Annotated in this window: 13 protein-coding genes; 10 read left to right on the top strand and 3 right to left on the bottom strand. The window is 64.3% G+C overall.

Annotation, left to right across the window (positions count from 1 at the left end; translation table 11 throughout):
* The first annotated feature begins 15 nt into the window (after nucleotides 1-15).
* Together Q5701_RS08235 and Q5701_RS08230 are read left to right on the top strand one after the other, a co-directional pair.
* Nucleotides 16-759 (top strand): amino acid ABC transporter ATP-binding protein, encoded by a 744-nt coding sequence (locus tag Q5701_RS08235; protein ID WP_306754782.1) that lies wholly within the window; start codon nucleotides 16-18, stop codon nucleotides 757-759.
* A 9-nt stretch (nucleotides 760-768) separates the two neighbouring features.
* Complete coding sequence (locus Q5701_RS08230) at nucleotides 769-1602, top strand: shikimate dehydrogenase family protein (RefSeq protein WP_306754781.1); 834 nt, start codon at nucleotides 769-771, stop codon at nucleotides 1600-1602.
* 133 nt (nucleotides 1603-1735) lie between these two features.
* Here the strand turns inward: Q5701_RS08230 and dinB are convergent, their stop codons facing one another.
* A complete protein-coding gene (gene dinB, locus Q5701_RS08225) occupies nucleotides 1736-2854 on the bottom strand; it encodes a DNA polymerase IV (RefSeq protein ID WP_306754780.1) in 1119 nt (372 codons plus the stop codon).
* Between the two features lie 197 nt (nucleotides 2855-3051).
* Here dinB and Q5701_RS08220 point away from each other — a divergent pair, with 197 nt between their 5' ends.
* The 3 genes from Q5701_RS08220 to Q5701_RS08210 all read left to right on the top strand — a co-directional run bounded on the left by Q5701_RS08220 (nucleotide 3052) and on the right by Q5701_RS08210 (nucleotide 5003).
* A complete protein-coding gene (locus tag Q5701_RS08220) occupies nucleotides 3052-3489 on the top strand; it encodes a pseudoazurin (RefSeq protein WP_373568630.1) in 438 nt (145 codons plus the stop codon).
* Nucleotides 3490-3731: 242 nt separating this feature from the next.
* Nucleotides 3732-4280 carry a response regulator gene (locus tag Q5701_RS08215; RefSeq protein ID WP_306754779.1) on the top strand — a complete coding sequence of 183 codons (549 nt, stop codon included), beginning with the start codon at nucleotides 3732-3734 and terminating at the stop codon, nucleotides 4278-4280.
* A 93-nt stretch (nucleotides 4281-4373) separates the two neighbouring features.
* Nucleotides 4374-5003: a cysteine hydrolase family protein gene (locus Q5701_RS08210; RefSeq protein ID WP_306754778.1), complete on the top strand. Its 630-nt coding sequence runs from the start codon at nucleotides 4374-4376 to the stop codon at nucleotides 5001-5003.
* Here the strand turns inward: Q5701_RS08210 and Q5701_RS08205 are convergent.
* Together Q5701_RS08205 and Q5701_RS08200 are read right to left on the bottom strand one after the other, a co-directional pair.
* Complete coding sequence (locus Q5701_RS08205) at nucleotides 5000-5233, bottom strand: hypothetical protein (RefSeq protein ID WP_234855347.1); 234 nt, start codon at nucleotides 5231-5233, stop codon at nucleotides 5000-5002. The genes Q5701_RS08210 and Q5701_RS08205 overlap by 4 nt on opposite strands.
* Before the next feature lie 7 nt (nucleotides 5234-5240).
* Nucleotides 5241-5456, bottom strand: a complete 216-nt coding sequence (locus Q5701_RS08200) for a hypothetical protein (RefSeq protein WP_306755523.1) — start codon at nucleotides 5454-5456, stop codon at nucleotides 5241-5243.
* 177 nt (nucleotides 5457-5633) lie between these two features.
* Here Q5701_RS08200 and Q5701_RS08195 point away from each other — a divergent pair, with 177 nt between their 5' ends.
* From Q5701_RS08195 to glgX, 5 genes are all read left to right on the top strand, one after another.
* The gene (locus tag Q5701_RS08195; RefSeq protein WP_306754776.1) at nucleotides 5634-6491 is read left to right on the top strand and encodes an SDR family oxidoreductase; all 858 of its coding nucleotides are present in this window, start codon (nucleotides 5634-5636) and stop codon (nucleotides 6489-6491) included.
* Nucleotides 6491-8203 carry a malto-oligosyltrehalose trehalohydrolase gene (gene treZ, locus Q5701_RS08190; protein ID WP_306754774.1) on the top strand — a complete coding sequence of 571 codons (1713 nt, stop codon included), beginning with the start codon at nucleotides 6491-6493 and terminating at the stop codon, nucleotides 8201-8203. The genes Q5701_RS08195 and treZ overlap by 1 nt, the downstream gene beginning before the upstream one ends.
* Entirely contained in the window at nucleotides 8200-10446 is a 2247-nt protein-coding gene (gene treY / locus Q5701_RS08185; protein WP_306754773.1) for a malto-oligosyltrehalose synthase, read from the top strand. The genes treZ and treY overlap by 4 nt, the downstream gene beginning before the upstream one ends.
* 86 nt (nucleotides 10447-10532) lie before the next feature.
* Nucleotides 10533-11666 (top strand): sugar phosphate nucleotidyltransferase, encoded by a 1134-nt coding sequence (locus Q5701_RS08180; RefSeq protein ID WP_306754772.1) that lies wholly within the window; start codon nucleotides 10533-10535, stop codon nucleotides 11664-11666.
* Between the two features lie 13 nt (nucleotides 11667-11679).
* Nucleotides 11680-13755 (top strand): glycogen debranching protein GlgX, encoded by a 2076-nt coding sequence (gene glgX / locus Q5701_RS08175; RefSeq protein WP_306754771.1) that lies wholly within the window; start codon nucleotides 11680-11682, stop codon nucleotides 13753-13755.
* Nucleotides 13756-13772: the final 17 nt, after the last annotated feature.

Here is a 13772-nt window from a genome sequence, read left to right as displayed (position 1 = left end):
CCAGGGGAGGAGATCATGACCCAAGACTATCTGATCCGCATGGAGAATGTGGAAAAATGGTATGGCGACTTTCATGCCCTGAAGAACGTCAACCTGACCGTCCGGCGGGGCGAAAAGATCGTGCTGTGTGGTCCGTCCGGTTCCGGCAAATCGACGCTGATCCGATGCATCAACCATCTTGAGGCGATCAAGTCCGGCACCATAATCGTGGACGGCACCAGGCTGGACGACGGGCAAAAGGCCATCGACACCGTGCGCCGCGAGGTCGGCATGGTGTTTCAGCAATTCAACCTGTTCCCGCACATGACGGTTCTGGAAAACTGCATCCTCGCCCCCATGCGCGTGCGCGGCTTCAGCAAGGCCGAGGCCGAGGCGACCGCGCGAAAATACCTCGAACGTGTCCGTATCGGCGACCAGGCCCAGAAATACCCGGCCCAGCTTTCCGGCGGCCAGCAGCAGCGCGTCGCCATCGCCCGTGCGCTCTGCATGGAGCCCATCGCCATGCTGTTCGACGAACCGACCAGCGCGCTCGACCCCGAGATGGTCAAGGAGGTCCTGGACACGATGGTCAGCCTGGCCCGCGACGGCATGACGATGATCTGCGTCACGCATGAAATGGGCTTTGCCCGCCAGGTCGCCGACCGGGTGATCTTCATGGCCGAGGGCGAGATCCTTGAAGAAAACACCCCAAAGGAATTCTTCCGCGCGCCCAGGCATGAACGCGCCCGGAACTTCTTGGGCGAAATCCTGCACCATTAGGGACCAACAATGATAAGCGGCACGACCCGGCTGATTGCGCATATCGGCTTTCCCACCGATACCTTCAAATCGCCGATGATCTATAACCCTTGGTTCGACGCCCAGGGCATCGACGCCGTGGTGGTGCCGATGGGCTGCCGGGCCGAGCATTACGCAGCCTTCCTGCCGCTGGTGTTCCGGCTGTCGAACATCCACGGCGCGCTGATCACCATGCCCCACAAGGTAGCCACCCTGGGTCTGGCGGACAGGGTGTCGGTCACGGCCCGGATCGCAGGAGCGGCGAATGCCCTGCGGCTGGGCGTCGATGGCGCATTGGAGGCCGACATGTTCGACGGCGAAGGTTTTGTCCTGGGGGTGCAGGCCAAGGGTCAGCGGCTGGACGGGATCGGCGCGCTTGTGGTTGGCGCGGGCGGGGTCGGATCGGCCATCGCGGCGTCGCTGGCCCGCGCGGGCGTCTCGCGGCTGGCGTTGTTCGACCTCAATCCGGCGGCGACGCAGGCCCTGGCCGGACGGTTGATCGCGGCCTATCCCGACTTGCGGGTGGAAACGGGCAGCCGCGATGCCGCCGGGTTCGAACTGGTCGTTAACGCATCGCCCCTGGGCATGAACCCGGAGGATCCGCTGCCGCTGGACGTGACCCGCATCGACCCCTTAGCCTTCGTGGGCGAGGTGGTGATGAAGTCCGAGATGACGCCTTTCCTGACCGCCGCCGCCGAACGCGGCTGCCGGTATCAGGTCGGCACCGATATGCTGTTCGAACAGATCCCCGCCTATCTGGACTTTTTCGGCTTCGGCAAACCCTTGGCGGACGATCTGCGCCGGACCGCTGCGATCAGCTACTAGGGGGCATCATTCCAATCGTCCCGCGCCGGCCCAAGCCAGTTTGCGGCGATCCAGGATTTCTTGGGAGGGTCCAGCCGAGCAGACTCGTTCATGATGCCCCGCCGGGAATAACGGGCAAGGACCGATCCTGGTGTCAGTCGAAGCCCGGCAGGCAAAGGGTCAGTTGCGGTCCCTGCCCTTCGTCGTCTTCCAGCGACGACAGCGTGACGCCCAGCAACCGCACCCCCTTGGCAACAGGGAAAAGAGGCTGCAACAGGCCGATGGCAATGGTTTCCAGATCCTCGGCGCCATGGACCGGGCCGGTCAGCGTGCGGCTGCGGGTGATCTGCTGGAAATCGGCGTATTTTACTTTCAGTGTGACGGTCCGCCCGGTCAGCCGCTTGTTTTCGCAAGCCCGCCACACCTTTTCGGCCAGCGGCGTGATCTCGCGCCGGGCCAGGTCGAAATCGTGGATATCGACGGAAAAGGTATCCTCGGCGCCCACGGATTTACGGACACGGTGGGGTTCGACCGGACGGTGGTCGATGCCGCGCGCGATGCGGTGATACCAGTCGCCCGACTTTCCGAAATAATGGCGCAGGAAATCGGGCGACTTGGTGCGCAGGTCGGCACCGGTGACGATGCCCAGCCGTTCCATCTTGGCCGCCGTGGCGGGACCGATGCCATGGAATTTCTTGACGGGCAGTTCGGCCACGAAGGCGGGCCCGCGCGCAGGCGTGATGACCGCCTGGCCGTTGGGCTTGTTCAGGTCGCTGGCCAGCTTTGCCAGGAACTTGTTATAGGAAATCCCTGCAGAGGCGTTCAGCCCCGTCACATCCCGGATCCTGTCGCGGATCATCAGCGCAATGGTTGTAGCAAGGGGAATGTCCTGCTTGTTTTCGGTCACGTCCAGATAGGCCTCGTCCAGGGACAAGGGCTCGATCAGGTCGGTATGTTCGGCAAAGACCTCGCGGATCTGCTGCGATACGGCGCGGTAAACATCGAAGCGCGGCTTGACAAAGATCAGGTCGGGACAGCGGCGGCGCGCCGTAACCGAGGGCATGGCCGACCGGACCCCGAAAACCCGCGCCTCGTAGCTGGCGGCGGCAACGACGCCACGCGCGGCAGACCCGCCCACCGCCACCGGCTTGCCGCGCAAGCCAGGATCGTCGCGTTGTTCGACAGAGGCATAAAAGGCGTCCATGTCCACATGGATGATCTTGCGGATCACGGCCGGTGGCGCTTGTTCAGGCTGTTCCCTTGGCTCCGCCATCTGGGCTTTGCGTCCTTTCTTTCCGCCGGGCCAGCCTAACCGAACGGGAAAAAGAAACAAAGATGGAACAAATGGTCTTTGTGACGCCGCGTTTTCGCGCCGCAGTTTGCGGTGGGTCAAGGTGGGGGCCGGATGGAAGCCCTAAGTCCTTGGGCGAACGGGCCGCCTCCTGGCCCGCGTCCTTACGGAGAATGACCATGAAACTGTCCCTGCTGCTTGCCGCCCCCGCCCTGATGCTGGCCCTGGGGGGCACGGCCCTTGCCGCCGAACACGAGGTGCATATGCTCAACAAGGGCGAGGCCGGGATGATGGTGTTCGAACCCGCCTTCGTGAAGGCCGAGCCTGGCGACGTGATCCATTTCATTCCCACCGACAAGAGCCACAACGTCGAAGCCATCAAGGACATCCTGCCCGAGGGCGTGGAAACCTTCAAAAGCAAGATCAACGAGGAGTTTTCGCTGACGGTGACCGAGCCGGGATTGTACGGCGTCAAGTGCACGCCGCATTTCGCGATGGGCATGGTGGGTCTGATCCAGGTGGGCGACGCGCCTGCGAACCTCGAGGCGGCCAAGACCGTGAAGCTGTCCAAGAAGGCGCGCGAGCGCATGGACGCGGAAATCGCCCAGGTCAAGTGACCGAGATTGCCAGGACAGGACAGGCGAACGGCCGTCCTGTCCTGGCCCAGTCGGCAGATTCCTGCCCAAATCGACGGCTGCTAAAGATCAATTAGTCCTTAAGTCTGATATGACTGGATTTGCCCGAACCTGACGCTAGGCTTCCCTTTGGGAAGGCGCGGAAAAACCTGTGATGGGACTGGATGTCCTGTCACGCCGGTCAGGGGGGACGAATGACAGTCGAACCATTGCGTGTCATGGTCATGGAGGATGATCTTATCCATGCCCAAAGGCTGACTGCCGAGGTCCGCGAGTGCGGCCATGTGGTGGTTGGCCCCTTCGCGGACGTGCACGAGGCGATCCAGATCGCGGGCAGCGTGCAGGCCGCGATCCTGGACGTGGCGGCCCGGACCGAAGGCTGTTTCTGGGTGGCTGATACCCTGCGCCACAGCGACGTGCCCTTTGTCTTTCTGACCGACGCCGGTTCCGGCGCCATTCCGCGCCGGTTCAAGGGGCACCGCGCCTATCCCCGCCATCGCCATGCGGCGCCCCTGCTGAATGATTTGCTGGGACAACGCCGTGTCGGGATCCCCGAGGACGATGATGCCATCCAGACCATTGTGGTCCAGATGATGCAGCAGTCACGCCGGGTCATGCCCGACGCTTCCTCGGCCGAACGCCTGGTCGAGGCGACCTTGCAGCGTGCCGTGGCCGAACGATCCGTCAGGGACGGTTCGGCCGAGGTCGGACCATGGCTGCTGCATCTGCTGGATCAGGAATACCGGATGCGGGGCCGGTCGCATCTGCACTGATCGTCCATGGAACAAATGTTTGGCGGCGGGCGGAATCGGAAACTTCTCGCCTGCCCCGCGGTTCTGGAACAGGATTCAGGATCGGGTGACGACATGACCATGCAGGACGCCGACAAGGTGAACGAAGGCCTGAGATATGGCCCGCCGGGCGACAGGGCCGTACATCTGTGCATCGATATGCAGCGGCTGTTCGACAAGGGCTCGGAATGGGAGGTCGAATGGATCCGGCGGGTGCTGCCCAATGTCTGCCACCTGGTCAAGATGTTTCCCGCGCGCACGATCTTCACCCGCTTCATCACGCCCGAAACCTTGGACGACGCGCCGGGAAGCTGGCGGCGCTATTACGAAAAATGGCCGCAGATGCTGCGCCGGAACCTGGATCCCGACTGGTTGCGGCTGCTGCCGGAACTGGAAATCCACCTGCCGACGGCCCAGGTCTTCGACAAGCCGGTCTATTCCCCCTGGATGGACGGGCGGCTGCACAAGATGCTGCAACAGGACCGGATCGACACGTTGATCATGACAGGCGGCGAGACCGATGTCTGCCTGCTGGCCGCCATCATCGGCGCCGTCGATCTGGGATACCGGGTGATCGTGGTGTCGGATGCCGTCTGCTCGTCCACGGACGAAACCCATGACGCCGCGATGGAGATGTATGCCAAGCGCTTCGGTCAGCAGATCGAGATGGTCGCGACGAACCAGTTGGTCGCCGCGATGGTCTAGCTGTCCGTGCGGCAGTCCAGACGCTCGGCGATCTGGCGAAATGTCTCGGCAATGGCCAGTTCGGTTTCCAGCCCTTCGACGATCACGGCGCCGGGGTCTTCCTGGCCGTCATGCAAGACCTGCCGTTCGGCCAGCCAGTCGCATAGCGACCGGCGGGCATCTGGCGTCAGCAGGTTCGGCAAAGCCTCGATCAGCTTGGCATGGGCGATGGCCCTGGCGTCCTGTCCCATGGCGGCCTCAGTAGGTGCCGGGGGGATCGCTGGCGGGAAAGGATTCGTCCGCCGTCTCGTCCACGCGGTCCCAGTCACGGGGCGGCGCCGACATCTCGCGGCGTCCCGCGGGGCGGACATAGCGGTGGCCCTGCGACCCCGAGCCGCCGCTCATCGCCTTGGTAATCAGTCCCCCTGCCAGCAGGAACCCGCCCGCTGCTATCAGAATGTCGCAATTGCGCATGTCATTGCTCCTGTTGTTCGGGAATCAACGACCTCGCGGCGGCAGTTGTTCCCCGAACGGGCGGAGGGTTATTTCGACTGATAAACAGCAAGGTGGAAACCCGATGGTCCCCCGATGGTTCAAAGGGGGCAGGCCGCCCGGACCGGGCGGCATCCTTCAGATCAGAAAGGCCGCACGATGCGCGATTATCCCAAGCCGCCCTTCCCCAAACAGCAGCAGGAATTGCCCGGCACCTTTCAGAAGATGGACCCCAAGCCCGACCATGGCGAGGAAAGCTGGCGCGGCGCGGGCAGGCTGGAAGGGATGAAGGCCCTGATCACCGGCGGCGACAGCGGCATCGGCCGGGCGGTGGCGATCGCCTTTGCCCGCGAGGGCGCGGATGTGGCGATGTCCTATCTGGACGAAACCGACGATGCGCAATCCACCGCGCAACTGGTCCGCGATGCAGGGCGCGAATGCCTGGCCCTACCCGGCGACATCTCGGACGCCGCGCATTGCCGCAAGATCGTCGCCGACACGGTCGCAAGATTCGGGCGGATCGACATCCTGGTGAACAACGCCGCCCACCAGCGCACCTTCGACAAGATCGAGGACATCCCGGACGAGGAATGGCGTTATACCTTTGCCACCAACATCGACGCGATGTTCTATCTGACCAAGGCCGCCGTCCCGCATATGCAACCCGGCAGTTCGATCATCAACACGGCCTCGATCAATTCCGACGATCCCAGCCCGAACCTGCTGGCCTATGCCACGACCAAGGGCGCGATCCAGAACTTTACCATGGGTCTGGCGCAACTGCTGGCCGAACGCGGCATCCGCGCCAATGTCGTGGCCCCCGGTCCCGTCTGGACGCCCCTGATCCCCGCCAGCATGGAGCCGGAGAAAGTGTCGAAATTCGGCGAGAACTATCCGATGAAGCGCCCTGCCCAGCCGGTGGAACTCGCCTCGGCCTATGTGATGCTGGCAGAGCCGATGTCCAGCTTTGTATCAGGCGCCACGATTGCCGTGACCGGCGGCAAGCCGATGATGTGATGGCACAGATGTGGGGGGGATACTGGACGGATGCGGGATGGACGGTGGGCACCTGGGCGCCGCTGGCGGATCAGGTCGCGCTGATCCTGAATGGCAAGCCTTGTCCGATGACACGGCTGGCGGACGGGTTCTGGTCGACCACGGTCGACGCGCGGGCGGGCGACACCTATCTGCTGCGCGTGGACGGCAAGGACATTCCCGATCCTGCCAGCCGGTTGCAGTCGGGCGATGTCCATGCGCCATCGGTCGTGGTGAAACCATCCGACGATGCCCGGCAAGCCCCCTGGGCAGGCCGCCCCTGGGCCGAGGCCGTGATCTATGAGCTGCACCTTGGCACATTCACGCCCGAGGGGACGCTGCCTGCGGCGACCGGCAAGCTGGCGGAATTGGCCGACCTGGGGATCACGGCGGTCGAACTGATGCCCATCGGCCAGTGTCAGGGGGAACGCGGCTGGGGCTATGACGGGGTGCTGCCCTATGCGCTGCATCCGGCCTATGGCAGCCCGGACGATCTGCGCCGCTTTGTGGATCACGCGCATTCGCTGGGGCTGATGGTGATCCTGGATCTTGTGATGAACCATTTCGGCCCGGAAGGCGCCTATCTGCACCACGCCGCCCCGCCCTTTTTCGACGAAGGCCGCCATACCCCCTGGGGCGCCGCCATCGACTTTTCGCAACACGCGGTCCGGGAATACTGGATCCAAGGCGCGGAATACTGGCTGGGCGAATACCGGCTGGACGGGCTGCGGCTGGACGCGGTCCACCAGATCGCCGGGCCGGGCGCAACCGATTTCATGGCAGAGTTCGCCCGGCGTGCCCGCGCCGTGGATCCCGCCCGTCCCATCCACCTGATCGTCGAGGATGAGAGAAACGAGGCTTCGCTGCGCGAAAACGGCTATGACGCAAGCTGGAATGACGATTTCCATCATGCGGTCCATTGCCAGCTTACCGGCGAATCCGACAGCTATTACGCCAGCTTCTCGCACGATCCCGTGGGCGACCTGTGCCTGGCCCTGGCACGCGGCCATATCGAGGAAGGCCAGCCCCGCCCCGGCCGCGACGAACCACGAGGAGAGCCTTGCGGGCATCTGCCGCCCACGGGCTTTGTCAATTCAACCCAGACCCATGATCAGGTGGGCAACCGCGCCATGGGCGAACGGCTGCTGTCGCTGGCCGATCCGCAGGGCGTGCAGGTGGCCTTTGTCCTGCTGTTGACAGCGCCCTATATCCCCATGATCTTCATGGGCGAGGAACGGGGCGCCACCACCCCTTTCCTGTTCTTCGCCGACTTTACTGGCGATCTCGCCCGCGCCGTGCGCGAGGGCCGGGCCGCCGAATTTGCAGGCATCGCCAGCCTGGGATCCAGGGTGCCCGATCCGTTGGCGCCCGACACATTCGCCCGGTCGCGCCTGGATTGGGACGACACCGCCACGGCGCGCCACTGGCTGGACGTGACGCGCCGTGCCCTTTCGTTCCGCCGCGACCATGTGGTGCCTTTGCTGACAAGCGGCCGCAGCAGGCCCGCGCAGGTCGTGCGGCATGGTGCGGCATCGCTGGCCGCGACCTGGCAGTTCCAAAAGGGAACACTGGATCTGCGGCTGAGCCTGGGTCAGGCTGAACCGGGCCTGCCACCTTTGGACGAGGCCGCGTTTTCCCTGGGCCGGATCGGCACCGATCCCTTTGCCCTTTCCATCACCACAAGGTTCACATGACCCATATCCCTACGGCAACCTATCGGATCCAGATGCGCGACGGCGTGGATTTTGCCCGCGTGACGCAGCTTTTGCCCTATCTGGCCGACCTGGGGATATCGCACCTGTATCTGTCGCCGATCTTCCTGGGGGGATCGGGGTCGACCCACGGCTATGACATCATCGACCCGACGCGCATCGATCCCGTCCTGGGCGGGCGCGAGGGGTTCGATGCCCTGGCCCGTGCCGCACGCGAAAAGGGCCTGGGGATCATCTTGGACATCGTGCCTAACCACACGGCCTTTACGCTGGAGAACCCTTGGCTGCTGGATGTGCTGAAGCACGGTCCCGCCAGCCGCTATGCCCGCCATTTCGACATCGATTGGGACGCAGGGCCGCTGGTCCTGCCCTTCCTGCCGGAACCCTTCGAAAAGATGCTGGACGACGGCGCCTTTCATGCGGCGGACGGGATGTGGCATTTCGGAGACGTGTCCCTGCCCTTGGCCGAAGATAGCCCGGTCACCGGCGATTTGCGCGCCCTGCACGATACCCAGCACTGGCGGCTGGTTCATTTCGAACTGGAACGCGACGGCATCACCCATCGGCGGTTCTTCAACGTCACCAGCCTGATCGGGATGCGGGTCGAGGATCGCGCGGTCTTTGACGACACCCACAGCCTCATCTTCGATCTGGTCCGCAACGGCCTGGTCCAGGGGCTGCGCGTGGATCACATCGACGGGCTGGCCGACCCTGCCACCTATCTGGACTGGCTGCATGACGAACTGCCCGACACGCCCGTCTGGGTGGAAAAGATCCTTGTGGGGCACGAGACGCTGCCCCCTGAATGGCAGACCGTCGGCACCACCGGATACGAGGCCGCGCGCCTGATCGCCCGGCTGTTCACCGACCCTGCGGGGATCGAGGAACTGGACCGCGCCTGGCGTCAGGCCACCGGCATCGAAACCGGCTTTCGCGACGAACTGCGCCAAGCCAAGCTGGACGTGCTGGACAATGAACTGGCGGCCGAGCGGCGGCAACTCGGCGACATGGCCGCCCTGGCAGCGCAAGGATCCCCCCTGGCGGAACCCGGCCCGGAATCCCTGCGAGAGGCAGTGACCGCCCTTCTCATGGCCATGCCGCGCTATCGCAGCTATGTCACGGATACGGCCCGTCCCGATGATCGCGACCTGCTGCGTGCCGTGGCCGAGGATGCGGCCCAAGGGCTGCGCAGCCGGACGGTCGTGGATCTGCTTGCCGAGGTCATGCTGGATCCCCAGTCCGATGCCGCGCGTGCCTTTGTGCGCCGGTTCCAGCAAGTGTCCGGCGCCCTGCTTGCCAAGGCGCAGGAAGACACGGCGGGCTTTCGCTGGACCCGCTATCTGCCCGCGAACGAAGTCGGGGCTGAACCCGACGAGCCGACGGCCACTGTCGAGGAGGCCACGGCCTTCCTGTCCGCGCGGCGTCCGGCGGACATGACGCTGGTGTCCACGCATGACACGAAACGGTCGGGCGATTCCCGGATGCGGCTGGTCGCGATCAGCCACCTGCCCCAGGCGTTCCGGACGCTGTACGATGCGGCGGACAGCCTGCCCTCGGCCAGCCGGGTCGAACCCCGCTGGCGGTGGTATGTCTTGCAATCGGCCCTAGCGATCTGGGATGGACGGGCGGGACCGGCCGCGGACAGGTTGAACGGCCATATCGAAAAGGCGATGCGCGAAGCCAAGCTGACCAGTTTCTGGACCAACCCCGACGAAACCGCCGAGGCTGCCGCACAGGCTTTTGCACGCGACCTTCTGGACCAATGGACCAGCCGCCCCGGTCCTGCCCTGCAAGCCTTGCTGGACCGGGGAACGGCCCTGGCTTTTGCCCAACTGGCCTTCCAGATGCTGATGCCGGGATTTCCCGACATCTATCGGGGGGACGAAGCAGGCTTGCTGGCCCTGACCGACCCCGACAATCGCCTGGCGGTGGATTGGGACGCCCTGCAGGACCAGGGGGCTGACACGGACGCCAAGCTGCATTGGACCCGGCAGCTTCTGGCGTTGCGCAGGACACAAGGGGATTTCCTTCGCGATGCGGATGCGCGGGTGCAGATCGACGGGGACCGGCTGCGCCTGATCCGCAGCATGGGCGACCGGCATCTGATTGCCGAGTTTTCGGGCAACGCCGCCTTGCCGGGCGACCGGTTCCTGGCCCGCGCCTTCGCCGATGGCACAAGCGTCAGCGTCACCGTGCCAAGCAGCGAAAATCCTGCTAACATTTGATAACGGCCGGAACAATCACGCGTTGTTTCAGTTTGGAAAGCAAGCCGCCCCTCGGGCGCTTGTTTTCCAAAACAAAGGTTTGTCCGGTGTCAGCAACGCATTCCCGTTCGTCCATCATTACCCCCTCGGATCAAGGGGTTGCGACCGTCCTGCTGGCGGGCGGCCAAGGCAGCCGCCTGCACGAACTGACCGCCGCCGAAAGCAAGCCTGCCGTGCATTTCGCAGGCCGCAACCGAATCGTGGATTTCGCCATGGCGAACATCGTCCGGTCGGGGTTGGACAGGATGCTGGTCGCCAGCCAATACGCGCCCGCCACCCTGCACGACCATCTGCCCGCCCGGTGGGAGGGCCACTTTCCGCAAGGCGGCATGGTGCTGTGCGACGGGGGCAACCGCTATCTTGGAACTGCCGACGCGGTGCGCCACAACTGGCCGCAGATCGCGGACTGGGGTTCGGAACAGGTTCTGGTTCTGGCAGCCGACCACGTTTATGATATGGACTACGGCCCGCTGATCGCGGCGCATCGTGCATCAGGCGCGGCGGTAACGGTCGCCGTGGACGTCGTCGCTCTGGATCAGGCCGGCGGTTTTGGCGTGATGCAGGCCGATGACGGCGGCCGCATCCTGTCCTTCCTGGAAAAGCCCGCCCACCCCCCCGCCATCCCCGGCGAGCCGGATCGTGCCATGGTGTCCATGGGCGTCTATGTGTTCAAGACCGACTGGCTGAGGGATGCCCTGTTCAAGGGCGATATCAAGCCCATGGATTTCGGGCACGATGTCATTCCCGTGGCGGTGGCCCAGGGGATTGCCGCGGCCTATCGCCTGCCTGCGGGCCCGTCGGGCCATATTTATTGGCGCGATGTCGGCACGCTGGATGCCTTGCGCCTGTCCCATCTGGATTTCGTGGGCCAGCAGCCTGCCCGGTTGCCGCGTATGTCCACCTTGTCCGAATGGTATCTGGGACGGGGCAGCGTGGCGATGCCGGGCGCGCTTGTCCCCGGCTCGGCTCGGTTGACGGGTTGCCTTGTGGCCCCTGGCACCCAGGTGCCTTCCGGTCTGGTCGCGGGCGAGGATCCAGACGAGGATTCCCTCTGGTTCCGCCGGGACAAGGACACCCTTCTGATCACCCAGGCGATGCTGGACCGGCGGGACGCGATGCGCGTGCCGATGACCCTGCCCGCCGGGGCGCGCTATGCGCTGCGGCCCCAAGATGTCGCATGATCGGGGGAACGCGATGCGCGATTTGAAAGACACACCCGCCTTTGACCTATCCGTCACACGTCCCGACATCCTGGGCGCCGAGTTCCTGGGCGAAGGGACGAATTTCGCCCTGTTTTCGGACCATGCCACCAAGGTCGAACTGTGCCTGTTCGACGACAGCGGCAAACAGGAACTGCACCGCCTGGAATTGCCCGACATGGAAGGCGGGATCTGGTTCGGCTATCTTCCCGGCATAGGGCCGGGCCAGGTGTACGGCTATCGCGTCCATGGTCCGTACGAGCCGGAACAAGGCCACCGCTTCAACCCGAACAAGTTGCTTCTGGACCCTTATGCCCGCGAATTGCGCGGGCAGATCGAATGGGACGATGCGCTGCACGGCTATCAGGTGGGCGAGGATGACCTGAGCTTCGACACCCGCGACAGCGCGCCCTTCATGCCCAAGGCGGTCGTGGTGGATGCCAAGTTCGACTGGGATACCGACCGCGCCATCCGCACACCCTGGCAGAACAGTTTCATCTATGAAGCCCATGTGAAGGGTCTGACGCAACTGCACCCCGATGTTCCCGAAACCGATCGCGGCACCTTTCGCGGCTTGGGCAGCGAGGCGGTGATCGAGCACCTGCACAAGATCGGCGTCACCGCGATCGAATTGCTGCCGATCCACGCCTTTGCCAATGACCGCTTCCTGGGTGAAAAGGGTTTGTCGAATTACTGGGGCTATTCCACCCTGTCGTTCTTCGCGCCCCATGCCCCCTATCTGAAATCCGGCCAGATCCGCGAAGTGAAGGAGGCGATCCGCAGGCTGCACAAGGCGGGGATCGAGGTGATCCTGGACGTGGTCTTCAACCACACCGCCGAAGGCAACGAACTGGGCCAGACGATGTCGTTCCGGGGCATCGACAACGCGTCCTATTACCTGCTGTCGCCCGACAACCCCCGCCACAGCTTCGACACCACCGGCACGGGCAACACCCTGAACGTCGCGCATCCGATGGTCCTGCGCATGATCATGGATTCATTGCGTTACTGGGTCGAGGCGATGCACGTCGACGGCTTCCGCTTTGACCTGGCATCGACCCTGGGGCGTGAGTTGCAAGGGTTCGAACGCGACGGGTCGTTCTTCAACGCCATCCGCCAGGATCCGATCCTGTCCAGTGCCAAGCTGATCGCCGAACCCTGGGACATCGGCGAAGGCGGATACCAGGTCGGCGGATACCGCTGGCCATTCCGCGAATGGAACGACAAGTTCCGCGACGACACCCGCGCCTTCTGGCGCCGCGATCCGGGGCTGTTGCCTGCCTTTTCTGAACGGCTGGCGGGATCGCCAGTGCAGTTCAACCACAGCCACCGCCCCGCGACATCCAGCGTGAATTTCGTCGCGGCCCATGACGGCTTTACCCTGTGGGACACGGTCAGCTTCAACGACAAGCACAATGATGCGAATGGAGAGGACAACCGCGACGGCCACGACCACAACCTGTCCGACAATCTGGGGGCCGAGGGCGCGACGGACGAACCGGGCATAATCGCCGCACGCATCCGGCGGGTGCGGGCGATGCTGGCGACAGTGATGCTCAGCCAAGGGGTGCCGATGATCCTGGCGGGCGACGATTTTGGCAATACCCAGGACGGCAACAACAACGCCTATTGCCAGGACAACGCGATCAGCTGGCTGGAATGGCCCAAGGCTAACCAGGATATCATGACTGCCGTGCAGGCCCTGGCCGCATTCCGGCGCGAGGTGCCGTTGTCGCAATCCCGCTTTGGCGCGGCACCCGATGACGCCCAGGCCCGTCAGCCGGCCATCACATGGCTGCATCCGCGCGGCGGCGCGATGGAGGACGGCGACTGGCAGGACGGCGAACTGCGCTGCCTTGCCCTGCACCAGGCCCTTCCCGACGGGCCGGACCTGCTGATCCTGGTCAACGCGGGCGAGGATGCGGAATTCGCCTTGCCCGAGGGGGAATGGACCCTGCGCATCGACACCTCGACCGAAGGGGTGGCACAGGATACACTGGTCAGCGGCACGGTGGCGGTGTCCTGGCAGACAGTCATGGCCTTTATGCGCGCCCCACAGACGCAGGCATAACCAAAATCAAGGAGGAC

Origin of the sequence: Paracoccus actinidiae, assembly GCF_030863885.1 — a bacterium.
GTDB classification, from domain to species: domain Bacteria; phylum Pseudomonadota; class Alphaproteobacteria; order Rhodobacterales; family Rhodobacteraceae; genus Paracoccus; species Paracoccus everestensis.
This window is presented reverse-complemented; position numbering and strand designations above follow the sequence as displayed.

What these genes read in the sequence shown, in the direction of transcription:
- treY (WP_306754773.1), top strand. Translation starts at nt 8,200, where the DNA reads ATGACCCATATCCCTACGGCAACCTATCGGATCCAGATGCGCGACGGC.
- glgX (WP_306754771.1), top strand. Translation starts at nt 11,680, where the DNA reads ATGCGCGATTTGAAAGACACACCCGCCTTTGACCTATCCGTCACACGT.
- treZ (WP_306754774.1), top strand. Translation starts at nt 6,491, where the DNA reads ATGGCACAGATGTGGGGGGGATACTGGACGGATGCGGGATGGACGGTG.
- dinB (WP_306754780.1), bottom strand. Translation starts at nt 2,854, where the DNA reads ATGGCGGAGCCAAGGGAACAGCCTGAACAAGCGCCACCGGCCGTGATC.
- Q5701_RS08205 (WP_234855347.1), bottom strand. Translation starts at nt 5,233, where the DNA reads ATGGGACAGGACGCCAGGGCCATCGCCCATGCCAAGCTGATCGAGGCT.
- Q5701_RS08215 (WP_306754779.1), top strand. Translation starts at nt 3,732, where the DNA reads ATGGAGGATGATCTTATCCATGCCCAAAGGCTGACTGCCGAGGTCCGC.
- Q5701_RS08235 (WP_306754782.1), top strand. Translation starts at nt 16, where the DNA reads ATGACCCAAGACTATCTGATCCGCATGGAGAATGTGGAAAAATGGTAT.
- Q5701_RS08200 (WP_306755523.1), bottom strand. Translation starts at nt 5,456, where the DNA reads ATGCGCAATTGCGACATTCTGATAGCAGCGGGCGGGTTCCTGCTGGCA.
- Q5701_RS08230 (WP_306754781.1), top strand. Translation starts at nt 769, where the DNA reads ATGATAAGCGGCACGACCCGGCTGATTGCGCATATCGGCTTTCCCACC.
- Q5701_RS08220 (WP_373568630.1), top strand. Translation starts at nt 3,052, where the DNA reads ATGAAACTGTCCCTGCTGCTTGCCGCCCCCGCCCTGATGCTGGCCCTG.
- Q5701_RS08195 (WP_306754776.1), top strand. Translation starts at nt 5,634, where the DNA reads ATGCGCGATTATCCCAAGCCGCCCTTCCCCAAACAGCAGCAGGAATTG.
- Q5701_RS08210 (WP_306754778.1), top strand. Translation starts at nt 4,374, where the DNA reads ATGACCATGCAGGACGCCGACAAGGTGAACGAAGGCCTGAGATATGGC.